Genomic DNA, 25,083 nt, shown 5'->3' with positions numbered 1-25,083 from the left:
CCGGCGGAGAAGCACGACGCCGGACAGGGAGCAGGCCCCTCCGGCCACTGGCCGGGGGGCCGTACACCGTGACAACGGGACAGGTGCGTCACCGTCCCGGCGGGTTCACAGCCCGCGTCCGCGCACTGAGCGCGAATTCCGACTCCAGGAAGTGAGGCGATTTCCGTCGTGTCGTTCAGAGGAGCCGCGAGACCAGTCCAACTGGGCCTCGCCGGCATAGCGTTCATGGGCGTGCTGGTGGGCGCGTCGGCCACGCCGGCCGGCAGCCAGGAACGCGAGAAGTTGCAGGTGACGGCCGTGTCGTCGCGGCCCGGCACGGTATCGGGAGACGACGCCCTGATCCGTGTGGAGGTGCCCGCCTCCATCCTGGCCGACACGGTCCGGGTCGAGGCGGACGGCCGGGACGTGACGTCGAGCTTCCGTCCCTCCGGTGACCATGCGCTGATGGGCGTGGTGAAGGAGCTGGCCAAGGGAGCCAACACGCTCACGGCCAGGGCCCAGGGCGCGGACGCCGGACAGCTGGCTCTGAAGAACCACCCGATCACGGGGCCGATCTTCTCCGGGCCGCACGAGCAGCCGTTCGTCTGTGACACCGCCGAGTTCAAGACGGTCACCGGAGTCTCCCTCGGGCAGCCGATCGACCAGGACTGCTCGGTCCAGACCCGCGTCGACTACGTGTATCGCACCACGGCCGGCAAGTTCGTTCCGCTGCCCGACGAGAGCGCCCGTCCCGCCGACCTGGCGACCGCCACGACGAGTGCGGGCAAGAAGGTGCCGTACATCGTCCGCGTGGAGACCGGCACCATCAACCGCGGCATCTACGAGACGGCCGTGCTGCACGAGCCGAGTGAGGGCACCCCCGACCCGCTGCAACGTGGGCCGGGCTGGAACGGGCGCCTGGTGTACGGCTTCGGCGGCGGCTGCAACGGCGGCTGGTACGTCCAGGGCCGCAACACCGTCGGCATCATGAACGACGCGTATCTGAGCAAGGGCTACGGCGTCGCCTCGTCCTCGCTGAACGTCTTCGGCAACAACTGCAACGACGTGCTGGCCGCCGAGACCATGAGCATGGTCAAGGAACACTTCGTGGAGACGTACGGCGAGCCGGCCTTCACCATCGGAAACGGCTGCTCCGGCGGCTCGTACCAGACCCACCAGATCGCCGACAACTACCCGGGTCTGCTGGACGGCATCCTCTCCGGCTGCAGCTTCCCCGACGTCGGCTTCGGGACGATCCAGACGCTGAGCGACGCCCAGCTCCTGAACCACTACTTCAAGGACGTCGCGCCGGACGCCTTCACCAAGGAGCAGCAGAGGGCGGTCTCCGGGTTCGGCAAGTGGGAGAGCATCGGCAGCCTGGCCAGGGCCAGCGGCCGTATCGACCCCACGGTGTACTGTCCCGGGCAGCTGCCCGCGGCGCAGCGCTACAACCCCGTCACCAATCCGGACGGTGCGCGCTGCGACGTCTACAGCCACGCCGTGAACATCTACGGCGAGGTGCCGGAGACCGGGAAGGCGCGCAGGCCGCTCGACAACACCGGTATCCAGTACGGACTTGAGGCCCTGAACAAGGGGTCCATCGACATCGGCCAGTTCATCGATCTGAACCGGCGCATCGGCGGTCTCGACGACGATGCCAAGCCCGCCGCCGAGCGCACCGTCGCCGATCTCAAGGCGGTACGGCTCGCCTACCGCACGGGCCGCATGCTGAACGGCGGTGGCGGCCTCGCCGACGTTCCGATCATCGACTACCGCGACTACACGGACGACGCGGCGGCCGGCGACATGCACATGCGCTTCCACTCCTTCTCCACCCGGGCGCGCTTGGACAAGGCCAACGGAACCCACGCCAACCAGGTCATGCTCACCCGCTCCAGCGGCCACGGCTTCACTCTCGCCGGGATGGTGGCCGACATGGACCAGTGGCTCACCGGCATCAAGGGCGACTCGGGCACCGACGCCCCCATCGACAAGATCGTCCGCAACCGGCCGCAGGGTCTCACGGACGCCTGCTGGACCCGTGGCATCGGGGCGAAGAAGATCGTGGAGCCCCAGGTCGAGGGCATCGACAACACCGAGTGCAACACCCTCTACCCGGTGTGGACATCCCCGCGGATGGTCGCCGGAGCCGACGTGGCGAACGACATCGTCAAGTGCCGCAAGCGGCCCGTGACCCTCACCGACTACCAAGTTCCGGTGACCGACGCCCAGTTCGAGGATCTGAAGTCGGTCTTCCGGACCGGTGTCTGCGACTGGTCCGTTCCTGGGGCGGGTCAGCAGGGCATCACCGGTACATGGCAGTCCTTCGACCCGGCGTGACGGGCTCGCCGGGGGTGAGCCCGGACGGGGGCGGGCGCTCGCTCCGGTGCCCGTGATGGTGAGTTCCCGCGTGCGTCCGGGCTCTCACCTCGGGTGAGGACAGCACGGCGGGGCCGGCGCCCGGATCAGTTCGATCCGGGCGCCGGCCCCGCCTCTGCTGTGCCCGGACCCCGATGTGGGCTGAACCCCCGGGGTCCGGTGACGGTCGCCCGTTGCCCGCCCCCCCGATCCGGCAGAACGGGGAGCGGGCAACGGCCTTGTCCACGACCGCCCCGCGCGTTCCGTGCGCGACGGTGCGGCGGGAAGGGGGCGATCGGCGTGCAGTGCTACGGCTCGCGCAGGGCCTCGACCCGCTGCTCGATCGCGGAGATCAGGGCCTCGACCCTGACCTCGAAGATCCGTTCCTCCGTCACCTCGGCGAGCTCGGTGCTCAGGTGGGTGATGTTCGGGAATCCCCGCGCGTCGACCAGGCGGTACTCGCGGTCCCAGGAGGACTCGTCCGCCGCCCGGATGTCCGCGTCGAACAGCAGGTAGGCGGCGCGCTGGCCGACGAAGGCGAGGATCGAGTCGCCGACCATACGGTAGTGGACGGCTGCTTCGGCGCCCTGGAGTCCGGCCTCCATGACGGCTCCCAGGATGAGCTCGACGACCCGGAACTCGTTCGTCCGCCGGGTGGTACGGCTGGCCATGGCCGAGCCCACGACCGGATATCTGAGGGCGACCTCCAGCGAGCCCGCGGCGAGTGCCCGGATGCGTCCCTTCCAGTCGAGGCCCTCGGGGATGCCGTCGAGCACCTCGCCCAGCGTGCGGTCCGCGACGGACAGCAGCAGCTCGTCCTTGTCGCGGAAGTGCCGGTAGATCGCGGTCGGGTCGGTGCCGAGCTCCTCACCGAGGCGCCGGACGGTGAAGGCGTCCTCGCTTCCGCGAGCTGCGATGCGCAGGCTCGCCTCGATGATGGCCTCGGGCGTGAGCTGGCTGCCCGCACGCTTGTTCCGTGCGGGGGCGGCAGATGACTTCGGCATGATGCGGCCAGTGTATCGATCCGGAACCGGGCCAGCGCAACACCGTTGACAACAACGTTGCGCTGTCGTTCACTCCTCCTCAACAACAAGCCAGCGGGTCCGTCCCGCCGAGCCGGAGGATGCGTTGATGGCGAACACCAGCCAGCGGGCCGACACCGTATTTGTGGGAGGACGGGTCTTCACCGGGACCGGTCCGGCTCCGGTGGACGCGGCCGTCGCCGTCGGGGGCGGCCGCATCCTGGCCGTCGGCGACGCGACCACGGTCCGGTCGCTCGCGGGACGGGCCACTGAGTTCGTCGATCTCGCGGGCGGCCTGCTCGTCCCCGGCTTCCAGGACGCCCATGTCCACCCGGTGGTGGCCGGGGTCCAGATGCTCGGCTGCGACCTCAGTGGCGAGCACACCGCCGACGGGTATCTGGCGGTGGTCGCCCGGCACGTCGAGAACCACCCCGACGCGTCCTGGATCCGGGGTGGCGGCTGGTCGATGGACAGCTTCCCCGGAGGTACGCCGACCCGCGGCATGCTCGACGCGGTGGTCCCCGACCGGCCCGTCATGCTCACCAATCGCGACGGCCACGGTGCCTGGGCCAACACCCGCGCGCTGGAACTCTCGGGCATCGACCGCCACACCCCCGACCCGGCGGACGGCAGGATCGAACGGGAGCCGGACGGAACCCCGGCCGGCACCCTCCAGGAAGGCGCCGTGGACCTGGTCGGCCGGCACCTGCCCGTCGCGACGGCGGACGAGGCGCACGCCGGACTGCTCGCCGCACAGGAGCACCTGTTCGCCCTCGGGGTGACCGGCTGGCAGGACGCCATGATCGGTGAATTCCCCGGCAACCCCGACAACTTCGACGTCTATCTGCGCGCGGCGCGCGAGGGTTCGCTGCGCGCCCGCGTCGTCGGCGCCCTGTGGTGGGACCGCGACCGCGGCCTCGATCAGCTCCCCGTACTGGAGGAGCGCCGACGCACCGGGCAGGTCGGCCGCTTCAACGCCACCAGCGTCAAGATCATGCAGGACGGCATCGCCGAGAACTTCACCGCCGGAATGCTGGAGCCCTACCTCGACCGCTGCGGCTGCCCCACCGCCAACTCCGGGCTGAGCTTCATCGAACCCGGCCTTCTCGCCGACGCGGTGTGCGCACTCGACCGCTCGGGCTTCCAGGTCCACTTCCACGCGCTCGGTGACCGCGCCGTCCGCGAGGCCCTCGACGCGCTCGCCGCAGCCCGCGGTGCCAACGGCGTCAACGACAACCGGCACCACATGGCGCACCTCCAGGTCGTCCACCCCGATGACATCGGGCGCTTCGCGAGCCTGGGTGTCGCCGCGAACATCCAGGCACTGTGGGCCGCGCACGAACCGCAGATGGACGAGCTGACCATTCCGTTCCTCGGGCCCGAACGCGCCGCCCTGCAATACCCGTTCGGGGACCTGCGGCGCGCCGGAGCCCGACTCGTCGCGGGCAGCGACTGGTCGGTGAGCAGCCCCGACCCGCTGTGGGGCATCCATGTCGCCGTCAACCGGGCGGTTCCCGTCGAGACGACCGACGTCCCCGGCGGCCCCACGCCGTGCCCGCCGTTCCTCCCCGGACAGGCCCTGACCCTGGCCGAGGCGCTGACCGCGTACACCGCGGGCAGCGCCTGGGTGAACCACCTCGACGACATGACCGGAACCGTCGAGGCCGGCAAGTACGCGGACCTCGTCGTCCTCGACCGCGACCCCTTCGCGCACCCCGCCCCGGAGATCGCCGACACCCGGGTGAGCCGGACCTACGTCGAGGGGCAGCTCGTCCACTCCGCGACCGGCTGACCCCGACCGCGTACGTTCCCCAGCCACCCCAGACAGAGGTAGACGATGTCATCAGCATCATCAGTCGAAGCCGGATCGCGGCGCGGGCCACGGAGAATCCGGCGTGCCGTGGGGACCGCCCTCGCGGCGGCCGCCGTACTCATCACCGCCGCGTGCAGCGGCACCGCCCATTCCGACCGGAGCGCCGGCGTCAGCACCGCCCACCGGCTCACCGACCGGACGCCCGCCCCCACCGGCGCACTGGACTCCTTCACCTGGTCGATCTACGCCGAGCCGACCTCGATCGACTACGCCTACGCGTTCGACTACCCGCCCAATCAGATCCTGTCCAACGTCTGCGAAAGCCTGCTGCGCTGGAACCCCGACCTGACGACCTCGCCGAACCTGGCGTCCTCGTACAGCAATCCGACGCCCACCACCTGGGTCTACAAGATCCGTCCCGGTGTCCGTTTCCACGACGGGACGGTCCTCACCTCGAAGGACGTCGTCGCCTCGCTGCGCCGTCACCTCGACCCCGCGACGGGCAGCGCCTGGGCCAACTCGTTCCGCAATGTGGAGTCGGTGGCCGAGTCGGGGCCGCTGGAAGTCACCGTCAAGCTGACGAAGCCGGACTCGACCTTCAACAAGCAACTCGCCACCGGCCCCGGCACAGTCGAATCCGCCGCCACCCTGGCCCAGCAGGGCAAGGAGTACGGCAGCCCCCAAGGCGGTGTGAACTGCACCGGCCCCTTCTCGTTCTCCTCCTGGACGCCGGGCCGGTCGCTGGTGCTCAAGAAGTTCGACGGCTACTGGAACCCGGCCCTCAAGGCCCGCTCCGGTCAGGTCAAGTTCGTGTTCCTGAGCGATGCGACGACCCGCGTCAACGCCCTCCAGAGCGGTGAGGTGGACGGCGGCTGGGCCGTCCCGTCCGACGCGTTCGGCCGGCTCCGCTCCTCCCGGGCGGGAAAGCTCTACTTCGGCCGCAACACGACCGTCGCCGCCGAGGTGGTCGGCAACCTCAAGGGTCCCCTGGGCGATGCCCGGGTGCGCCGGGCCCTCCTCATGGCCATCGACCGCAAGGGCATCGTCGAGGCGGGAGCCGGCGGGGTCGGCGAGGTCGCCGATTCCCTGGTCACCGACAACCTCTGGAGCGACGCGCCCGCCGGGACGCGCGAGGCCCTGCGCGAGAACCTGCCGACATACGCGTACGACCCGGCCAAGGCCAGGAAGCTCGCCGAGAAGGCGGGAGTGCGCGGCCGGCCGATCGTCATCTCGACCAGCCCGCTCGACTCCCAGACCACGATCATCACGCAGGCCGTCGCCCAGGCGGCCACGGCCATCGGGCTCAAGCCCCGTATCGACACCCTCTCCACGGAGAAGTACTCGACGCTCTTCACCGACCCGGCCGCCCGCAAGGGAACCGATCTCTTCCTCACCTTCTGGTACACCTCGATCACCGACCCGCTGGACATGTACAGCTCCTTGGAGACCGGCGCGTTCACCAACTACGGCGGCTGGTCCAATCCCCGCTTCGACGCGGCCGTCGACCGGGCCGTCGGAAGCTACGACCCCGCCGCGCACGCCGCCGCCAACGCGGAGGCCCAGCAGATCGCCATGGAGGAACTGCCCTGGCTGCCCCTGTACACACAGCCCGTGAGCGTCTTCCTCGGCAAACGGATCACCGGAGTCCAGCCGTCGATCGCCTACCTGTACTACCCGTGGGCGGCCGAGATCGGGGCGAACGGATGACGACCGCAGTGACGCGGGCGCTACGGGTCCTGCGCAGGCTGGCCGGTATGGCCGGAACCCTCCTGGTCACCTCGTTCCTGGTGTTCTCCTCGCTGTACCTCGTGCCCGGCGACCCGGCGAGCTTCCTGGTGCGCGGCCGTAGCGCGAGCCCGGAGGAACTCGCCCGGATCCGGCTCCAGTACGGCTTCGACGAGCCGTTCCTGGAGCGGTACCGGCACTGGCTGGAAGGCGTGTTCCACGGCGACTTCGGCCGGTCCTACCTTCTCCACCAGGACGTCGGCCAGGTCATCTGGTCACGCCTCCCGTCCTCCCTGCTGCTGGTCGCGGTGTCGGCCCTGCTGATCGCGGTGGTGGGCGTCGCGGCCGGGATCATCGGGGCACTGCGGCGCGGCACGCGTACCGACGCGGCCCTGATGCTGCTCGTGACGGTGGGGGCCGCCGCCCCCGCCTTCGTGGCCGCACTGCTGCTGAGGTCGGTGTTCGGGGTACGGCTCGGCTGGTTCCCCACCATCGGGAACGGCACCGGAGTCCTCGACAGCCTGTACCACGTGGTTCTTCCCTCGGTGGCCCTGTCCGTGACCTTCATGGCCCTGGTCACCCGCGTCACCAGGTCGGCGATGCTGGACGAACTGGGCCGTGAGCATGTGGAGGTCGCGCTGAGCCGCGGCACACCCCGCCGGACGGTGATCCGGCGTCATGTCCTGCGCAACGCGCTCGGCCCGATCGTCACCGTCTCCGGGCTGCTCGTCTCGGGAATGCTGGTCAGCACCTCGATCGTGGAGACCGCGTTCGGCATGTCGGGCGTGGGCTCTCTCCTCGTCCAGTCGGTCAACCAGATGGACTTCCAGATCGTGCAGGCGATCGTGCTGCTCGTGGTGACCGCGTTCGTCGTGGTCAACGCCCTGGTGGATCTGGTGCATCCGCTGATCGATCCCCGTGTGACCGCAGTGGGGAGCGCACGATGAGCGCACAGATCGCCGACGTGGTGCGCGGCCCGGTCGCCCGGATCAGGTCGCTGGGCGGCAGCCGGCTGCAACACCTGTGCCTGCTGCTCCTGATCCTCTTCGTCCTGGTGTCCGTGTTCGCACCCTGGCTGGCGCCTCAGGACCCGACCTTCGGCGACCTCGGCGCGAGCCTGCAGGGCCCGAGCGCCGAACACTGGCTCGGCACCGACCAGGGAGGGCACGACACCCTCTCGGCCCTCATCGAGGGGACCCGTACCAGTCTCGCCGGACCCCTCGCGGTGGTGCTGTTCTCCACGGTGACGGGCACAGCCGTCGGTCTGTTCACCGCCTGGCGGGGCGGCTGGGCCGACACACTCATCGGCCGGATGCTGGACATCGTGTTCGCCTTCCCCGCGCTGCTCGTCGCGATCCTCGCGGTGGCGGTCTTCGGCAAGGGGATGACCGCACCGGTGATCGCCATGGCCATCGCGTACATGCCGTACACCGCGCGCCTGGTGCGCGGCCTGGCCATGCAGGAGAAGGCCAGGCCCTACATCGCGGCCTACCACGTACAGGGGCACTCCGGGGTGTTCATCGCGGTCCGCAGACTGCTGCCGAACATCGGCCCGACCGTGCTCGCGCAGTCGACCGTCAACTTCGGCTACGCGCTGCTCGACCTCGCGGCCCTGTCCTTCCTGGGCCTGGGCGTGCAGCCACCCGCACCCGACTGGGGCGCAATGATCAACCAGAGCCAGGCCGCCGTCCTGCAGGGCCTTCCACTGTCCGCGATCGTGCCCGCCACCGCGGTCGTGCTGGTCGTCGTCGCCTTCAACATCGTCGGGGAGAACCTCGGCGACCGGCTCGCGGGGAGGGAATCCTGATGGCACTGCTGGAGTACGAGGACCTGAGCATCGAACTGCCCGGGATGGCCCGCCCGGTCCTCGACCACGTCGGTCTGACGGTCTCGGCGGGCGAGGTGGTCGCCCTGGTCGGCGAATCCGGCTCCGGGAAGTCGGTCACGGCCCGCGCCGCACTCGGCCTGTTCCCGGCGGGCGCCAGCATCGAGGGACAGGTCCGTGTCGACGGCACCGGCCTGGTCGGCGCGGATGCCGCGAGTCTGCGCACCGTACGTACGGCCGCCACATCCATGATCTTCCAGGATCCCCGGGCGGCCATCAATCCGGTGCGCCGCATCGGGGACTTCCTCACCGAGTCGTTGCGCATGTGTCACCGCTGGTCCAAGGACCGGGCGAACGTCCGGGCCGTCGAACTGCTCACGGCCGTCGGTCTGCCGGACCCCGTCCGGCACCTGAACCAGTACCCGCACGAACTCTCCGGCGGAATGCTTCAGCGCGTCATGATCGCCGGCGCGCTCAGCACCGAACCCCGACTGCTGCTGTGCGACGAGCCGACCACCGCCCTCGACGTCTCCACCCAGGCCGAGATCATGGCCATCCTGGGAAGACTGCAACGTGAACGCGACCTGGGTCTGCTCCTCATCACCCATGACATCGAACTCGCGGCCGCCGCCTGCGACCGCATCTACGTGATGTACGCCGGGCGGATCGTCGAGACGGCGCCCACGGCCGCGCTCTTCGCCGCCCCCCGTCACCCGTACACCGCCGCTCTCCTCAGCTCGTCCCCACCCCTGTCGCCGCCGGACGGCCCGGTCGCCCGCCTCACCCCGATCCCCGGAGCACCGATGGGCCTCCTGGACTCCGCGCCCGGCTGCTCCTTCGCGGCGCGCTGTCACGCCGTCCGGCCCGGGCTGTGCGACCAGTCACCGCCGCCCCTGGAACGACACGGCCCGGCTCTGGTCGCCTGCCACCGCACCGACGAACTCACCGATACGCACGGGGCGGCCGACGCGGCGGCGGCCGGACCCCTCTCGCCGAACAAGGAGGACCGTTGACCACCGATCCCACACCCGCGGCGCGGACGCTGCTGGAGGTGAGCGGTCTGCGCAAGACCTACCGGACGGGAGCGAAGGAGGTCGTCGCGGTCGAGGACCTGTCGTTCTCCGTACGGGCCGGCGGCGCACTCGGCATCGTCGGGGAGTCGGGTTCCGGCAAGACCACCACGGCCCGGATGCTGATCGGTCTCGAACGCCCGGACGCGGGACGGATCCTGGTCCAGGGCGAGCCGCTGGCCGCCACCGTACGCGGGAAGGACGCCCGGCTGGCACGGGCCAAGGCGGTCCAGATCGTCTTCCAGGACCCCTATCTCTCGCTGGACGCACGGATCAGCATCGGCGCGACCATCGACGGAGTGCTGCGCCTGCACGGGCTCCAGGACCGCGCGGCCCGCGCGGCCCGGACCGGGGAACTGCTGGCCCGGGTCGGCCTCGGCGACCGCGAGGCTGCCGCGCTGCCCCGCAGGCTCTCCGGCGGGCAGCGCCAACGTGCCGCGATCGCCAGGGCGTTGGCCGTCGAACCCACGGTGCTCGTGCTCGACGAAGCGGTGTCGGCCCTGGACGTGTCGGTACAGGCACAGGTGCTCAACCTGCTGTCGGACATCCGCCGTGACACCGGCATCGGTCTGGTCTTCGTCAGCCATGACCTGGCCGTCGTCCGGTACGTATGCGACGAGGCGCTCGTCCTGTACCGGGGGAGGACCATGGAACACCGGCCCGTCGCGGACCTGCTCGCGACACCCGGACATCCCTATACCCGGCTGTTGCTGGCATCCGTTCCCCGGCCGGGCTGGGACCCCGATTCGATCAGCCGCCGACGCCGGGAGCTCGATCCCCTGAAGTCGCACGGTCCGGAGTGAGGGGGGCGGTGAGAACACGACAGCGCGGAAGGTGCCCCCACAAGTCGGCGGCGGGCCCGTCCCATTCCGCTTGATGCTCGCCGGACGGGGGGAGGCTGTTACTGATCACACGAAGCCGTCAGTTTGTTCCGGCCTGCGTCAGGGGGAACGCCTGTGCGCAGGACGCAGGGGGTGTTCATGGAAGAAGAGTCCGTCGCTGCCGAACGAATTCACCTGTGGGACCGGGACACACTGGAGGAGGACGCCTGGCTGATCCACCTGCCACCGTCCTGGCACCCGAGCAGCCTCACCGTCACGGAGATGACAGACAGAGCCGTGCGGGCACCGGAAGACACGAATTCCTCACCGGGCTCCCACCCGTCCGGAGACCTGAAGGGCCGACTTCTGTCGGCCCTGTACGACGGGCCGGGACTGGCGGTTCTGCGTGGCCTTCCGCTGGACGGACTCAGCGATCGGGCCTGCGCGGAGCTGTGCCGATCGGCCCTCTCCCTGGCGGGCACACCCCGCTCACCGGAGTCCGCCGCGCCGATGGACCATCTCCTCACCACTGTCCGTACGTCCACGGTGTCCGCGGGTGCCGACCGCGACGGCCTGCCTCAGGATCCGGTGGAAGAAGCGGCACTGGCTCCGCACACCGACCGTGCGGGGCCATCCGGACCCCCACGCCTGCTCGCACTTCTCTGTGTCAGGCCGGCCTCGACGGGAGGCGAATCTCTGCTGGTCAGCGGTCACACCGTGCACGACCGGCTCTCGGCCGACCGTCCCGCGGTGCTGCCGACGCTCCACCGGGATTTCCATTTCGGCGCGGAACGGAACCTGGCACGCTCCGGGCCCGTCTTCACCCGAACCGACGGCCGGCTCACCGTGCGGTACAACAGGTACCAGATCGAACGCGGCCATCACGCGGCCGGCGAGCCACTGACCGCAGCGCAGGTGGAAGCCCTCGACGCCTTCGACGAAGTGCTCGGCGACGAAAGCCTGTTCCTGCGCCTGCCTCTGCGCAGGGGAGACCTTCTCGTGCTGGACAACTACACCGTTCTGCACGGCCGGACCTCCTTCACCGACCATTCCGATCCGCTCCGGCACCGTTGCCTGGCCCGCGCCTGGGCGGACTGAACCGCTCTCCAACAGCACCCGTGGTGGCACCGAACGGGCGAAGCAGTCGGGCACTTCCCCGAACCGGCCCCAGGGATGCCGCCGCGGGAGCGGGTGGGCTGCTAGCAATATTCCTGCGTCGGGAAGCCGTGTTCCTGTGGCCGGCCCGGTTCGACCGCTCGTCCTGGCGGCCGGCACTTCCTGTGATCCCGATGCGGAAAGGGCATCAGCCGTGGAGTGCGTGCAGGAGAGGTCCGATCAGGAGCGACGTACGGAAGGTGCTCAGGACCCTGGTCCGAGGCGGTGGTCGCTACCGCTTCCGGTCGGAGTGCTCTCGCTCCTGCCGATCCTCCTGCTCGCGGCAGCGGCCTGGGCCGGACGCCGGGTCCGTCCCAGCGGTGACGACTGGTGCTTCCTGCCCGTGGTCCGGGAGGGCGGGCTGTCCGCGATCGTGGACACGTTCTACTCCCTGGACAACGGGCGGGTCGTGAACGCGGTGCTGGTCTGGTCCTACGCGCGGTTCGGCGTGGCAGGCCACCAGTGGTTCGGTCCGGTCAGCGGTGTGCTGGTCCTCTGCCTCCTCTGGGCGTTCATCGCCACGGTCCTGCCGAGAGCGCAACTGAGCGCCCCGCGCGGAGTCCCGTTCCTGGTGGCGTCCATGGTGACAGTGCTGTTCCTGCTCGGTTCCCCCAACACCTACAAGACGTTCTACTGGCCCGCGGCATCCGTTTCGCACACCGTGCCCCCCGTGCTCGCCTGTGCCGCGGCCATCCCCCTGCTGCGTGCCGCGTCGCGGCGGGGGAGGACCTTCGCCCTGCTGACGGTCTTTCTCGTGGGGCTGCTCCTGGGCATGCTGTCGGAGGAGACCTCCGTCGTCGCCGTGGCCGTCCTGAGCGCTCTGCTGCTGATCAGCGGCCGGGTCCTGCCACCGGCGCGACGCCGCTTCGTCCGGTGCTGGTGCGCGGCCGGGATCGCGGCCGTCCTGATCTCCGGGCTGATCCTCTTCACATCGCCGGGTGCACGGCATCGCCGTGAGAAGCACGGCGCCGCCTCCATGCTCGACCCCGAATCGCTCCTCGCGTCCCTGCGAGGCTTCACCGATATCGCCGTCGCCTGTGTGACGACGTGGCAGTACCTGGGCGCCGTCGCCGTCGGCATCCTCCTGGCACTGCTGGACCGGCGCCCCCGAGGCCGGACCGCCCCCGCGAAGGCGCTGGCGCCATGGGCCGGGGCAGGCATCTGCGCCCTGCTGGTCTCCGGCTACGTCTGTACGGTCATCACGTACCCCGCGTTCGGACAGAGCGTCGCGACGTCCACACGCCTGTGGAACGACTACCTCCTGCTGTATCTCCTGCTTCTCGTCCTCGTGGGGGTTCTTCTCGGTCGAGGGTGGCTGCGCCACGGGCGGCGGATCGCACTTCCCCTGGCCACCGGGGCAGCGATGTGCGGCCTCGTCTGTCTTTCGCTCGCCATGTCGCTCGGCAGCCTCGACACCGACATGGAGGCACGGGCACAGCAATGGGATGCCCAGGACAACTGGCTGCGCGGCCGGTCCGCGGCCGGTGCCCAGGTTCTTCCGTACCAGCGGCTTCCCATCAGCAAAATGACCGAACCGTTCAGCCGTCGCATGGCCTGGCCCGCCTCCTGCGTCGCCGACTACTACGGCCTCACCCGCGTCACCCAAGCTGCCGGGCGCTCCTGGGAATGAGCACATCGGGCCGCGCTGTCGTGAGGTACCGGGATGACCTTCAGGCCCGTTCCGGCGCGATCTCATCGTCCATGACCATGGAACGGCAAGGTCACCGCCGGGGCAGCCGGCACCGTCACCCCCGTCATGAGCAGCCGGCTCGGCGACATCAGTGGTACGCCGGTCACGCTCCGGGTCGGGGCGGACACCGGCTCCGCCGACTGTGCCACGGCGCCCGACGCCACCGCGTGGACCGTCATCCGTGACCAGGCGACGACCGCCCGGACGGTGCGCTCGCGCTCACCCCGTGACCACTCCTCAAGCTCCGTCGTGAACCCGGCACCCGCGACGGGACCCTCCCCGCTCCGGTACGCGCGGGGGTGCCGGCCACCCGTCCGGCGTATCGGCCGGGCACGCGTGTCGTGTCCGTCCCACCCCGGAACCGTCGGTGGGCCGTGACCCCCTCGTGTGAGGCGGTTGACGCGCACCGGCGCGGTCAGCCGCGCTGCGGACCCGCCCTCGGTGATGCTGGGCGGATGGGCGAGCACGAGTATCCGCGGCGGTATCCCACCTGGCATCCTCGCCGGTTCCCCGGCCTGCTGGTTCCACGGAGTGTCGCAGGACAGGTCTTCCTGCTCCAGGTGGTCGTGGCGGTCGTGCTCGTCGCCGCGATTCTGCTGGTGCTCGTGGTCCAATCCCGGCAGCGCGCCACGGACGAGGCGCGGGACAAGTCGCTCGCCGTGGCCGTCGCGTTCCGGGACGCCCCCGGCACCGCCGCCGCGATGCGGTCGGCCCACCCCACGCGGGTGCTGCAGCCCAGTTCGGAGAGGATGCGCAAGGACGCCCACGTGGGCTACGTCGTCGCGTTCGACCCGAACGGCATCCGCTGGTCCCACCCCGACCCGAACCGCATCGGCGGCCATGTCACCGGCAGCTTCGGACCCGCGCTCACGGGCAAGCCGTTCCAGGAGACGTTCGACAGCGCTCTGGGCCGAGCCGTCGACACGACGGTCGCCGTCTTCGACGACAAGGGCCGGGTCGTCGGACTGATCTCGGTGGGGATCTACGTCAGGAGCGTGAACGAGATGGTCGGGCGCCAGTTGCCGGCCCTCCTCGCGGTCGCCGGCGGGGCGCTCCTGCTGGCCGCGGCCGGCTCGGCGGTCGTGAGCAGACGGCTGCGCCGTCAGACCCGTGGACTGGGGCCCGCCGAGATGACCCGGATGTACGAGCATCATGACGCGGTCCTGCACTCGGTCCGGGAAGGTGTGCTCATCATCGACGACCGCGGTGTGCTCACGCTGGCCAACGACGAGGCGCGACGCCTGCTCGGCCTGCCGCGCGACGCCGAGCAGCGCGAGGTGGCCGGCCTCGGTCTGGACCCGGACACCACACAGCTCCTGGTCTCGGGCAGAACGGCCAGTGACGAGGTCCACTCCACCGCAGACCGGTTGCTCGCCGTCAACCTCCGTACCGTCGAGGGCGGAGGGGGCCCGACGGGCAGCGTGGTCACGCTGCGGGACACGACCGAGCTGCGCGAGCTGGCGGGCCGGGCCGAAGTGGCCCGGTCACGGCTGCAACTGCTCTTCGACGCCGGGACACACATCGGCACCTCCCTGGACGTGGTGCACACCGCCGAGGAACTGGCGGCCGTGGTGGTGCCTCGGTTCGCCGACTTCGCCACCGTGGAGCTGCTGGACCCGGTACTGCACGGTGAGGAACCGACCGGAGCCGCCACCGACATGCGCCGCACGGCGATCGCCGGTATCCACGACGACCACCCCCTCCGCCCGGTGGGGGAGATGCTGCACTTCCCTCCCGGCAGTCCCGCGGCGCTCGGTGCGGCCGACGGCCGGGCCGTCCTCACGGCCGAGCTCCCGGCCGCCGACGGCTGGATCGCCCAGGACCCGGCACAGGCCCGTGCGGTCCTGGACTACGGCATCCACTCCCTGGTCTCCGCACCGTTGCAGGCACGTGGTGCGGTGCTGGGCAGCGTCGGTTTCTGGCGCAAGGACAAGGCCCCCTTCGAGCCCGAGGATCTGTCCGTCGCCGAGGAGCTGGCAGCCCGAGCGGGTGTGGCCATCGACAACGCGCGCCGTTTCACCCGCGAGCACACCATGGCGGTCACCCTTCAGCGGAGCCTGCTCCCTCGCGTCCTGCCCACGCCCTCAGCCCTGGAGGTGGCCCATCGCTACCTTCCGGCCCAGCCCGGAGTGGGTGGGGACTGGTACGACGTCATCCCGCTGCCCGGAGCCCGGGTCGCGCTGGTGGTCGGCGATGTCGTCGGCCACGGACTGCACGCAGCCGCCACCATGGGCCGGCTGCGCACTGCCGTGCACAACTTCTCCACCCTCGACCTGTCCCCGGACGAACTCCTCGCCCGACTCGACGACCTGGTCAGCCGTCTCGACACGGAGGGGGACAGCGACGTCGAAGTGTCCGGCGCCACCTGTCTCTACGCCATCTACGACCCGGTCACCGGGAGCTGCGCCCTGGCCAGGGCCGGTCACCCGGGCCCCGCCCTGGTACTTCCCGACGGTACGGTCACCTATCCGGAGATTCCCGGGTCCCCACCCCTCGGAATCAGCGAGGGCCTGCCGGTGGAGACCACCGCTCTCGTGCTGCCCGAAGGGAGCAGGCTGGTCCTGTTCACCGACGGACTGGTCGAGCGGCGCGGCCGCGACATCGACACCGGACTGGAGTTGCTGCGCACCACACTGGATCGCTCCGGTCACCTCGGTCCCGAGGCCACCTGCCAAGTGGTCCTCGACGCCCTGCTGTCCGCCCGGCCCACGGACGACGTGGCCCTGCTCGTCGCCCGCACCCGTCTCCTGGACCCCGGCCATGTCGCCGACTGGGACGTACCCGACGACCCGACCGCTGTCTCCGGGATCCGTGCCGAGGCGGCTCGCGTGGTGAAGGGGTGGGGCCTGGAGGATGTCGCGTACACGATGGAACTCATCGTCAGCGAACTGGTCACCAATGCGATCCGCTACGGAAGTCCGCCGATCCGGCTCCGACTGCTGCACGACGACGACACCCTGATCTGCGAAGTCGCCGACGACAGCAGTACCGCCCCGCACGTACGCCGTGCCGCCACCACGGACGAGGGCGGGCGCGGCCTGTTCATCATCGCCCGGCTCGCGCACCGCTGGGGCACGCGTTACACCGCACGCGGCAAGGTCATCTGGGCCGAGCAGTCCCTCGTCACCGGGGTTCCCGACAGCAGCGTGGACGGCGAAGCCCTCCTGGACCAGTGGGCGGACGAGGAGTGGTGAGCGCCCGCGGACCGGGAGCGCCGTTGCGGTGACTCGACATCAGGGGCGGCGACGGCCGCGCCCCGCAGGAGCGCCGGCCCGTGACGTGAGAACTCCGCCCAGCAGTGCCGCGGCCGCGCCGCCGGCAGCCCAGACGGAGAGCGTCCGCAACGGACCGCCGGCGCCGTTGCCGCTGAAGTAGACGATCGAGCGTGCGGCGTCCAGGCCCGCGCCGGGAGGCAGCGAGGGGCCGATCGTGCGCCAGAACGGGGGCAGCAGCTCGGTGGGACACACCCCGCCCGCGCTCGGCACACCGAGGACGACCACGAGCAGGAGAGCCAGACCGGTTCCGAGCATGCCGGCCAGTTCGCAGAGCGCGAGCGTGAGTGCTCCGACCGCCAGAACCAGCAGGGATCCGAGCCCCCACAACGCCCAGAAGTTCCCCGGAGCCGCGTTCAGAAGAGGCCCGGCGATCAGCGCACCGAGCAGTCCCGCAAGGACCGAGTACAACAGCAGCACCCCCAGGGCGGCTGGAGCGAGGTGTGCCCCTGCCCGGCGGCCGCCCGCCCCGAACGCCAGTACCAAGGCACACAGGATGCTGCCCGCACACCAGCCCACGACGAGCGAGAAGCAGGAGAGGGAACGGGGGTCGCCCGGTGCGGTGGGGACCACGTCCCGGATACGGACCGTGCGCCCGTGGGGTTTCTCGGCCGCGGTGACGTGCGCGGCGAGTTCCTGGGCGAGCAAGGGGCCCGCTCCACCGGCGACCAGCAAAAGGTCGGCGGTGCCGTGCGGGGCGAGGACGAGCGCACCGGCCACTTCCCGATCCCGGATCTGTTCCCGGGCGGCGGCCTCGTCGGCAGCCTGGCGCGGATCCACCGGTTCACCGGGGAGCAGCGCGAGCCGGTAGAACGCGTCGTCGGCGCTCCGCGTCGTGGGGGCCGTGACGGCCAGCGGAATGCGGTGCGGGGTCTGTTGGCGGAACGCGCCGATGCACGACAGGACAAAGGCGGTCTGCAGCACCAGTACCCCGAGGAGCAGGAGCGCCGCTCGCCCGCTCCCAGCACCTCTGACGCTGCGGAGCCCGATCGCCGAGTGACCGCCGAGTCCGCCGTCCGAGCTCTGCGCTGCCATACGCCCAACTTCGGCGCAAGCCGGTGCCGGCGCAGCCGGGGCGGGGCCGAACGGCTGATCACGTACGGCAGCGGCGTCCGCGTACGAGCGGGTGTCCCTGGCTCACTGGGAGCGCGGCGGATCCGGCCGGCGCTCCCGGCTCCCGGGCCTACCGGTAGCCGATGAGACCGTCCGTCAGCTCCTCCTCGTCGCCGTCCCGCTGCGCGTAGAGGGCTTGCTGGAGGGCGAAGGCGCCGCGGATCGCGGCGATCCGCCCGGCCATCTCGTGGTCGGCCCAGCCGCCGAGCGTGAGCACCCGGCCCAGCAGCTCCTCGCCGTGGCCGGCCCCGACCGCGGCCAGGTCCTCGGCCGGGTCGCCGACGGTGACCTCGTCCCAGTCGACGACACCGCTCAGGCGAGGCAGACCGCCAGAGGTTTCCCACAGCACGTTCTCGCCTCCGAGGTCGCCATGGACCACAGCGGCGGTGAGGTGGGGGAGCGCGTCGAGCGCGTTGAGCTCGCGCCCGGCGCGCTCCCGCCCGCTGCCGGACATCAGCGGGAACAACTCGGCGCGCACCCCCGCCCCGAATTCCTGCCACTCCCTCTCGGGAGCCGACGGCAGCGCCGCGCGCACGCTCTCGTCGCTGCCCGCGGCGGCGAGGGCGGACAGGAGGGTGGCGTACTGCGTCGCCACTGCCTCGGCCACCGCGGGGCTGTCGCATGCGTCGTCCTCCAACGGCGCCCCGGGGATGCGGCTCATCACCAGGTACGGAGGTTCGTCGGAGGCCCGGCAGCCGGACTCGGCAAGCGGACGCGGAGTACGGAAGCCGAGGCCGAGCCCTGCGAGGGCGCGCAGCGCGGCCGCACGTGCGGGCAGCCGGGCTGCGGCCGCTTCGGTGCGGGCGAAGCACACCACCCGGTCCGAGCCGATCACCACATGGTGGAACTGCCCTTGGTGCACGGTGAGTTCGTCCACCCTGTCACCGGGCAGCAGTCGGCTCAGTACATCGTGGTGCGTCTCGATGATTCCCATGGTGGGTGAACTCTCCACTTCTCAGGCTTCCGCAAGCTTTCCAACGGTGTGCGGTGACATGCTGAACCATCGGCAGCACGGATATTTTGGTGGTTTCCCGTCGCGGTCGCGGAAGGCGCCCGTCCGCATCGGGGCCTGGCGCTGCGGCCGGGCCGCCCGTTTTCGCCTCCTCGTCCGGCGGAGGGGACGGTCTGGGCCGGTTCCGCAACCAGTCCGTCGACTGGGCCGCGTGTGATGACCCCTCGCTCGCCGCCAGCGGGACACAGTGCGCGCGGATCAGGGTTCCGCTCGACTACGGCACGCCGGAGGGGCGCACCATCGAGGTCGCCCTCTCGCGTCTGAAATCGTCTGATCCGGCGAAGCGGCGCGGCATTCTCCAGACCAACCCCGGCGGCCCCGGGGTCCGGGGGCTCGGCATGCCCCGGGACCTGCGGAAGGTGATGAGCCCCGGGGTGGCAGCGGCGTACGACATCATCGGCATGGACACACGGGGGCTCGGAAGGAGTACCCCGGTGGACTGTGGGCTGACCCGCGGCACCTGGCTCCACGCCCCGGGGGCGGGCCGGGCGGGATTCGACCGGAGCGTGCGGCTGTCCCGCACGGACGCCCGCAGATGCTGGGACAAGCACCCTGATGTGCTGCCCCACCTCTCGACCCGCAATATCGCCAGGGACGCGGACATCGTCCGCAGCGTGCTGGGCGAGCGGAGGACGTCGCTGTTCGGGCAATCGTACGGAACGGTTCTGGGCTCCACCTACGCCCAGATGTTCCCCCACAGGGTCGACCGGCTGGTCCTGGACAGCGCACCCGATCCCGCCGAGTACCCGCTCCGCATGGTGCAACGCGCGGGGCCCGCCAACGAGAAGGCGCTCGACGACTTCGCGGCCTGGGCCGCACAGCGGCACCGCGCGTACGGACTCGGCACCACGCCCGCCGCGGTGCGCACCGGCGTCGAGGCGATGATCGAGGGAGCGGCACAGAAGCCGATCCGGGTCGGCGGACACCGGATCACCGACCACGAACTGCCACTGCTGCTCCTCGTCTCCGTCGGCGACGACACCGTGAACGCGGAGTTCGCGGGCATGCTGCGGGTGCTGAGGGACGCGGCCGACGGGAAGCCGGTCACCGTACCGCCGGGGCTGCGGGGATCCCTGAACCTGATCTTCGACTCCGCGGGGACGGACCGGGCGGCGGACTACGCGGCCCAGTTGGGTGTGTACTGCGCCGACGCGGACATGCCCCACAACCGCGAGTACTACTGGCGGGTTGTGGAGCGAAGCCGGGAATCACAGCCGGTCTTCGGGCCGGTGACCCATGCGCCGCTTCCCTGCGCGTTCTGGAAGGAGAAGCCGCGAGAGCCCCTGACGACGATCGACAACACGGTGCCCGCGCTTCAGGTGCAGGCGACGGGCGACACCCGGACCACCTACGAGTCCGGGCTCCGTATGCACCGGGCGATGCGTGCGTCGAAACTCGTGACCGTACCCGTCAGGGCCCACACGGTCTACGCGTACTACCCGAACAGCTGCGTCAACCGGACCGTCAACACCTATCTGCTGAACGGCACCCTGCCCGCCCGGGACACCGTCTGCGACGCATAGCGCGCCCCAGGAGCGATCCCGCTGACGTGATGGGCCAGTGGCTCCCGGTCCCCGTGTGGCAGCGGGACGGGCGGCCGCACGGCCCGGCGGCCCGTTCGCGGAGGTGCGTCATACAAAAGGTTCTTGGAGTGACGGACGTGTACGGGCGACGCCGGAGTGGGCACGGGGCATGACGTGCATATCGTTATCGCCGGCGGCCACGGCCGCGTCGCGCTCACTCTCACCCGGCTGCTCGCAGCCCAGGGGCACAGGGTCTCCGGGATCATCCGCCGCCCGGAGCAGTCCGACACCCTCCGGGCGGCAGGTGCCCAACCGCTGCTCCTGGACCTGGCCACCGCCACGGCGGCGCAGCTCGCTGTCCTTCTCACCGGTGCGGACGCGGTCGTCTTCGCCGCCGGTGTCGGGCGGGGAGACGCGTGCCGGGCGCACCCCGTCGACCGCGATGCCCCCCTGACGATGGCGGACGCCGCAGAGCTTGTCGGCGTTCGCCGCTACATCATGCTGTCCGCCCTGGGCGCCGATCCCACCATGCAGTACCCGGTGGACCCCGTGGTCCAAGCGTTCATGCGGGGCAAGGGCGAAGTCGACCGGAACCTTCTGTCCCGCCCCGCTCTGGACTGCACGATTCTGCGCCCCAGCTGGTTCCGGGACGGCGCGGGCACCGGCAGGGTCCACCTCGCGGAGACCACCGGCCCGGGCGAGGTGAACCGCGCCGACGTCGCGGCCGTGCTCGCCGCGTTGCTCGCGACCCCCGCGACAGCGGGCCGGACCCTGGAACTCATCTCCGGCACCACCCCCGTCCACGCAGCCGTCGCCGCTGTCTGCCGAGGCTCCTTCCGGGCGCCCAGCCCCGCCCCCTTCGAATGACAGGACCCTGCGCGTCCGGCGGCGCCGGAGGCGAATCCGTACACCTGCGGGGTCGTGTTGCCCTCAGCGGGCGAACTTCTCGTCGGCGGCCGGTGTGACGGGGGTGAAGAAGTTGACGAGGTTGCCGTCGGGGTCGCGGAACAGGAGTGCGCGGTTGCCCCAGGGCATCGTGGTGGGCTCGTTGACGAAGTCCTCCACGAAGGCGGTCAGGTTCTTGTGCACGCTGTCCACGTCGGAGACCAGGAATTCGAGGATGACGCTGTGATTGTCGGCCGGGCGGGCGGAGCCGGGCGCGAACAGAGGGACGGTACGGGTGCTGCCGATCGCGAGGGTGGCCGAGGGGGTCCTGAGCTCGGCGAAGTCCTCGTTGGACCAGACGGCAGGTACTCCGGTGGCGCGCTCGTAGAAGTCGACGAGGCGGGCGATGTCGTCCGTGATGATGCGGACGGAGACGAAGTTCATGGGGATTCTCCTGGTCGGTCGGTGGTTCTGATCGCACGCTACGACGAATACCGGGCGGAACCCGCCCGGTATGTGCGGCAGACTTCTGAGCATGCCCCGCCCCCTTGCCCGCGTGCTCACCCTGCTGGAACTCCTCCAGTCGGGAGGACTCCGGACCGTGACCGAACTCGCCGGGCGGCTCGATGTCGACGAACGCACCGTGCGGCGCTACGTCGGCCACCTCCTCGACCTCGACGTACCCGTCGAATCGGTGCGCGGCCGCTACGGCGGCTACCGGCTCGCCCCCGGATACCGCATGCCTCCGCTCATGCTGAGCGATGACGAAGCGCTCGCCGTCCTGCTCGGCCTGCTCGCGGGCCGTCGCGCCGGCCTGGCCACGGACACGGCGAGTGAGACGGCGGCGGCCAAGATCAGGCGAGCGCTGCCCGAGCGGCTGAGCCTCGGACTGCACGCCGTGCTCGGCTCCCTGGCCTTCACGGCTCCGCCGGGCGAAGCGGCCGCCCCGGAATCCGCGGTCCTGCTCCCCATCGCCGACGCGGTGAACCATCACCGGCCCGTCTCGATCCGGTACACCGCCGCCGACGGCCGGCGCAGCGAACGCACACTGCACCCGCACGGGGTCGTCGCCCACTCGGGCAGGTGGTACGTAACGGCTGCGGATCTCACGACCGGCGAGGACCGCACGTTCCGCCTGGACCGCATCACCGGGGTGAGAACGCTGCCCGGCTCGTTCGAGCCACCCGCCGGTCTCGACCCGGCGAAGCGCGTTCTGACAGGGCTCGCCTCGGCTCCGTACCGGCATGAGGTGACCCTGCGGATCCAGGGGACGGCCGAGCAGATCCACTCCCGGCTTCCCGCAAGTGTCGCGCTCGTGGAGGAACCGACCTCCCCGAGCGGCGCGGATCCGGAGACCGGGTGCTGGTCCCGTGTCGAGCTGCGCGTGGAGCGGCTCGACTGGCTTCCTGCTGTACTCGCCTCGCTGGACCTGCCCTTCGTCATCGAACGCCCGGATGAGCTCCGCGGCCTCGTCGAAGCTCTCGCCGAACGGCTCACGAAATCCGCCCGGCGAAGCCCGCCCCACGCATGACGGACCGGAAGCCCCCGCACCGGTCAGCACCGAATCCCTTCCGCCCCGGCACGTGGGCTGTTCGGCGCCGCCGAAACGGTACGCCCTCGCCGGGTGGCCGTGGCGGGAGAGCGCATCACATGTACTTCTGCTCCATCAAGGACGGTGCTCCCCGCCCGGCGCGCGGCGCAGGGGGAACCAGAGGGCGGCGGCGAGGCGTGCTCTCCGGGTGAGGACGCTGTAGGGGGCGGGGGTCCCGCCGCGGGCCTGTACCAGCTTCTCCAGGTGGTCGCGCAGCAGCCACACATCCTGCGGTGTGCACTGTTCGCGCAGGTTGATCGTGTCGTCGAACTGCTGCGAGGTGAAGTCCAGGTGGGCCTGGACCTCTTCGGGGGTGGTGCCCGCCAGACGGAAGTTGGCCAGCAACTCATCCTTTGTACGGGCCCGTTGTTCGTCGTTGAGAGACATGGTGTTCCTTCGGAGAGTGCGGCGGGGGAGACGTCTGCTGTCCGCCGGGCTGACGTGGGAGGCGCGGGGAGAGCGATGACATGACCGGCGAGTGGGGCTTTCGCCGTGTGGGGGCTCAGTGTTCGCTGTCGGGTTGGGCGGGCCGCGGGGCGGCGTGGCGATCGCCCACGGCTGCGGACAGCGCTTGGGCGATGCGGCGGGGGCGCCCGGCTCCGATCAGGGTGACGATGCTGCCGTTCTGCCGCCCTGGGCCAGGAGCCAGGAGCCAGGCGATCGCGGCGTGGATGGTGGCGATGCCGTCCGCGTCCTGCGCCGGGCCGGTCATGTCCGCGGTGGCGGCGGCGGTCAGCGCGAGTCGTCGGAGAGGGTCAGGACGTCCAGGGGAACGCCGTTGCCGGGCGCGGCCGGATCCGGTGCGGGCGTGGTCGTCATCGCCGTGACGCGCGTACTGACGGCGCCGAGCGTCCGCGACAGCTCGCCACGCTGCTCTGCCGAGAGGTCCGCGAAGATCTCCTTGATCACTTCGGCGCGAGCGGCGATGGCCAGCTCGTTCACCCGCCGGCCCGACCCGGTGAGGAACACCAGCCGCGCCCGTCGGTCGTCGGGATCCGCCTGCCGCTCCACGAGTCCGTCGCGCTCCAGACCGTCCACCAGCTCGGTGATGGTCCGAGGAGCGACCTCGAACGCCGTCGCCAGCGCCCCCTGACGCATCGGGCCCGGGACCAGCGCCCCGAGGACCCGCTTCCGGGCCACCGACGCACCGTGAGTCTTCAGACGCTCGTCCAGCACCCGCCGGATCTTCGTCACGCAGGACAGCAGCTGCTCAGACAGCTCGAACTCGTCCACGAGGACCACCTCCACTTGCCACCATACCCTCATATTGAGGGCCCTCATTAAATGGTGATGCGAGATTGGCCTCCTGCGGCCGGCTCCTCCGATGAGCCTTCGCCGTAGTCGGTGACCCGGCTGTCGGGACCCGGGGTGACGGGTGCGACCTCGTGGTGACGAACCGGCCGGTCCGTACGCTGTGCGCCCCGGTGCCGGTCCGACCCCGGCGGCCCGTCCCGGGGCGGCGGTGCGCCCTCGGGGTCGTGGTGTCCGGTCGCTTCGGCGTCCTCAGCTGTGGGCGGTGCGGCCGCGGTCGGGGGTCATGAGGTAGGCGATCGCCATGTCGCCGAGTTCGCCCGCGTACCGGCGTTGGGCGGCCGCGCCGGTAGCGGGGTCGGGGCGTACGGAGTTGTGGAAGCAGGCGCCGAGGACGGCACGGGCCACGGTGTCCAGCGCCGTCTGTGCGTCGGAGCGCCGGATCTGGCCGACGTACGGGGCTGCCGCTTCGAGCAGGAGGCGGTGGATCTCGGTGATGGTGCGGGCCCCGCGGTCAAGGGCGCGCGTGCCCCGCGCCCGCATCAGTTCGGGGAAGAGCTTGCTGCTGTCGGCGAAGGACTGCAACAGTGCGTTCGCGTAGGCGTCCATGACGCCGGAGAGTGAGGGTTCGGCCGCGCGCAGTCGCTCGGCCACGTACTCCTCGCGCCGTTCCAGCATCCGCTCCGTCAGGGCGGTGATCAGCTGTTCCTTGTCTTCGAAGCGACGGTAGATCGTGCCGACCGAGACGCCGGCGCGTTGGGCGACGCCGGTGATCGTCATCTCTTCCAGACCGGACGAGGAGGCGATCTCCTCGGCGGCCCGCAGTACGCGAGCCAGCGTCGCGGCGCTGCGCGCCTGCCTGGGTTCCCGGTAGGGCGCTGGACGCTCCGGCTCCTCGATCATGTCCCGCATCGTATCCGCGACGGTCTCGGCAGGTCCGTTGACAAGGGGTGCACTCCCATGGGTAACCTCGTGATG

21 protein-coding genes are annotated in these 25,083 nt (G+C 70.7%); 13 read left to right on the top strand and 8 right to left on the bottom strand.

The genetic code is table 11. The annotated features are described in order from the left end of the window. Positions 1 to 168 precede the first annotated feature (168 nt). Positions 169 to 2,319, top strand: a complete 2,151-nt coding sequence (locus OG251_RS38215) for a DUF6351 family protein (protein WP_326681864.1) — start codon at positions 169 to 171, stop codon at positions 2,317 to 2,319. A gap of 326 nt (positions 2,320 to 2,645) precedes the next feature. Here OG251_RS38215 and OG251_RS38210 read toward each other — a convergent pair whose 3' ends face one another. Next, the gene (locus OG251_RS38210; RefSeq protein WP_326681863.1) at positions 2,646 to 3,341 is read right to left on the bottom strand and encodes a TetR/AcrR family transcriptional regulator; all 696 of its coding nucleotides are present in this window, start codon (positions 3,339 to 3,341) and stop codon (positions 2,646 to 2,648) included. A 127-nt stretch (positions 3,342 to 3,468) separates the two neighbouring features. Between OG251_RS38210 and OG251_RS38205 the strand changes: the two genes are divergently transcribed. The 9 genes from OG251_RS38205 to OG251_RS38165 all read left to right on the top strand — a co-directional run bounded on the left by OG251_RS38205 (position 3,469) and on the right by OG251_RS38165 (position 16,652). Next, positions 3,469 to 5,151 (top strand): amidohydrolase, encoded by a 1,683-nt coding sequence (locus tag OG251_RS38205; protein WP_326681862.1) that lies wholly within the window; start codon positions 3,469 to 3,471, stop codon positions 5,149 to 5,151. A gap of 108 nt (positions 5,152 to 5,259) precedes the next feature. Then, the gene (locus OG251_RS38200) at positions 5,260 to 6,879 is read left to right on the top strand and encodes an ABC transporter substrate-binding protein (RefSeq protein WP_326681861.1); all 1,620 of its coding nucleotides are present in this window, start codon (positions 5,260 to 5,262) and stop codon (positions 6,877 to 6,879) included. Continuing rightward, positions 6,876 to 7,844 (top strand): ABC transporter permease, encoded by a 969-nt coding sequence (locus tag OG251_RS38195; RefSeq protein WP_326681860.1) that lies wholly within the window; start codon positions 6,876 to 6,878, stop codon positions 7,842 to 7,844. The genes OG251_RS38200 and OG251_RS38195 overlap by 4 nt, the downstream gene beginning before the upstream one ends. After that, on the top strand, positions 7,841 to 8,704 hold the full coding sequence (locus OG251_RS38190) for an ABC transporter permease (protein ID WP_326681859.1): 864 nt from the start codon (positions 7,841 to 7,843) through the stop codon (positions 8,702 to 8,704). The genes OG251_RS38195 and OG251_RS38190 overlap by 4 nt, the downstream gene beginning before the upstream one ends. Continuing rightward, positions 8,704 to 9,735, top strand: coding sequence for an ABC transporter ATP-binding protein (locus OG251_RS38185; protein ID WP_326681858.1), 1,032 nt, complete (start codon positions 8,704 to 8,706; stop codon positions 9,733 to 9,735). Before OG251_RS38190 ends, OG251_RS38185 begins: the two co-directional genes overlap by 1 nt. Then, positions 9,732 to 10,595: an ABC transporter ATP-binding protein gene (locus tag OG251_RS38180; RefSeq protein WP_326681857.1), complete on the top strand. Its 864-nt coding sequence runs from the start codon at positions 9,732 to 9,734 to the stop codon at positions 10,593 to 10,595. Before OG251_RS38185 ends, OG251_RS38180 begins: the two co-directional genes overlap by 4 nt. A gap of 177 nt (positions 10,596 to 10,772) precedes the next feature. Next, positions 10,773 to 11,711, top strand: a complete 939-nt coding sequence (locus OG251_RS38175; protein WP_326681856.1) for a TauD/TfdA family dioxygenase — start codon at positions 10,773 to 10,775, stop codon at positions 11,709 to 11,711. Between the two features lie 307 nt (positions 11,712 to 12,018). Then, entirely contained in the window at positions 12,019 to 13,398 is a 1,380-nt protein-coding gene (locus OG251_RS38170) for a DUF6056 family protein (protein ID WP_326681855.1), read from the top strand. 515 nt (positions 13,399 to 13,913) lie between these two features. Continuing rightward, positions 13,914 to 16,652, top strand: a complete 2,739-nt coding sequence (locus OG251_RS38165; protein WP_326681854.1) for a SpoIIE family protein phosphatase — start codon at positions 13,914 to 13,916, stop codon at positions 16,650 to 16,652. 39 nt (positions 16,653 to 16,691) lie between these two features. Here OG251_RS38165 and OG251_RS38160 read toward each other — a convergent pair whose 3' ends face one another. Both OG251_RS38160 and vph read right to left on the bottom strand, forming a co-directional pair. Next, the gene (locus OG251_RS38160) at positions 16,692 to 17,765 is read right to left on the bottom strand and encodes a DUF3533 domain-containing protein (protein WP_326681853.1); all 1,074 of its coding nucleotides are present in this window, start codon (positions 17,763 to 17,765) and stop codon (positions 16,692 to 16,694) included. Between the two features lie 148 nt (positions 17,766 to 17,913). After that, the gene (gene vph, locus OG251_RS38155) at positions 17,914 to 18,795 is read right to left on the bottom strand and encodes a viomycin phosphotransferase (protein ID WP_326681852.1); all 882 of its coding nucleotides are present in this window, start codon (positions 18,793 to 18,795) and stop codon (positions 17,914 to 17,916) included. Between the two features lie 71 nt (positions 18,796 to 18,866). Between vph and OG251_RS38150 the strand changes: the two genes are divergently transcribed. Together OG251_RS38150 and OG251_RS38145 are read left to right on the top strand one after the other, a co-directional pair. Continuing rightward, complete coding sequence (locus OG251_RS38150) at positions 18,867 to 20,378, top strand: alpha/beta hydrolase (RefSeq protein WP_326681851.1); 1,512 nt, start codon at positions 18,867 to 18,869, stop codon at positions 20,376 to 20,378. 174 nt (positions 20,379 to 20,552) lie between these two features. Beyond that, complete coding sequence (locus OG251_RS38145) at positions 20,553 to 21,245, top strand: NAD(P)H-binding protein (RefSeq protein WP_326681850.1); 693 nt, start codon at positions 20,553 to 20,555, stop codon at positions 21,243 to 21,245. A gap of 63 nt (positions 21,246 to 21,308) precedes the next feature. Here the strand turns inward: OG251_RS38145 and OG251_RS38140 are convergent, their stop codons facing one another. Continuing rightward, positions 21,309 to 21,707, bottom strand: a complete 399-nt coding sequence (locus OG251_RS38140; RefSeq protein ID WP_326681849.1) for a VOC family protein — start codon at positions 21,705 to 21,707, stop codon at positions 21,309 to 21,311. Between the two features lie 91 nt (positions 21,708 to 21,798). Between OG251_RS38140 and OG251_RS38135 the strand changes: the two genes are divergently transcribed. Further along, on the top strand, positions 21,799 to 22,794 hold the full coding sequence (locus tag OG251_RS38135; protein ID WP_326681848.1) for a helix-turn-helix transcriptional regulator: 996 nt from the start codon (positions 21,799 to 21,801) through the stop codon (positions 22,792 to 22,794). Positions 22,795 to 22,929: 135 nt separating this feature from the next. On the opposite strand, the gene OG251_RS38130 is transcribed toward OG251_RS38135, so the two are convergent. The 4 genes from OG251_RS38130 to OG251_RS38115 form a co-directional block, all read right to left on the bottom strand. Then, on the bottom strand, positions 22,930 to 23,241 hold the full coding sequence (locus OG251_RS38130) for a DUF2316 family protein (RefSeq protein WP_326681847.1): 312 nt from the start codon (positions 23,239 to 23,241) through the stop codon (positions 22,930 to 22,932). Between the two features lie 115 nt (positions 23,242 to 23,356). Continuing rightward, entirely contained in the window at positions 23,357 to 23,566 is a 210-nt protein-coding gene (locus OG251_RS38125) for a hypothetical protein (protein ID WP_326681846.1), read from the bottom strand. A gap of 20 nt (positions 23,567 to 23,586) precedes the next feature. Next, entirely contained in the window at positions 23,587 to 24,087 is a 501-nt protein-coding gene (locus tag OG251_RS38120; protein WP_326681845.1) for a MarR family winged helix-turn-helix transcriptional regulator, read from the bottom strand. A 270-nt stretch (positions 24,088 to 24,357) separates the two neighbouring features. After that, positions 24,358 to 25,008, bottom strand: coding sequence for a TetR/AcrR family transcriptional regulator (locus OG251_RS38115; protein WP_326681844.1), 651 nt, complete (start codon positions 25,006 to 25,008; stop codon positions 24,358 to 24,360). Positions 25,009 to 25,083 lie beyond the last annotated feature (75 nt).

This window comes from Streptomyces sp. NBC_01237 (assembly GCF_035917275.1).
GTDB lineage: Bacteria > Actinomycetota > Actinomycetes > Streptomycetales > Streptomycetaceae > Streptomyces.
This window is presented reverse-complemented; position numbering and strand designations above follow the sequence as displayed.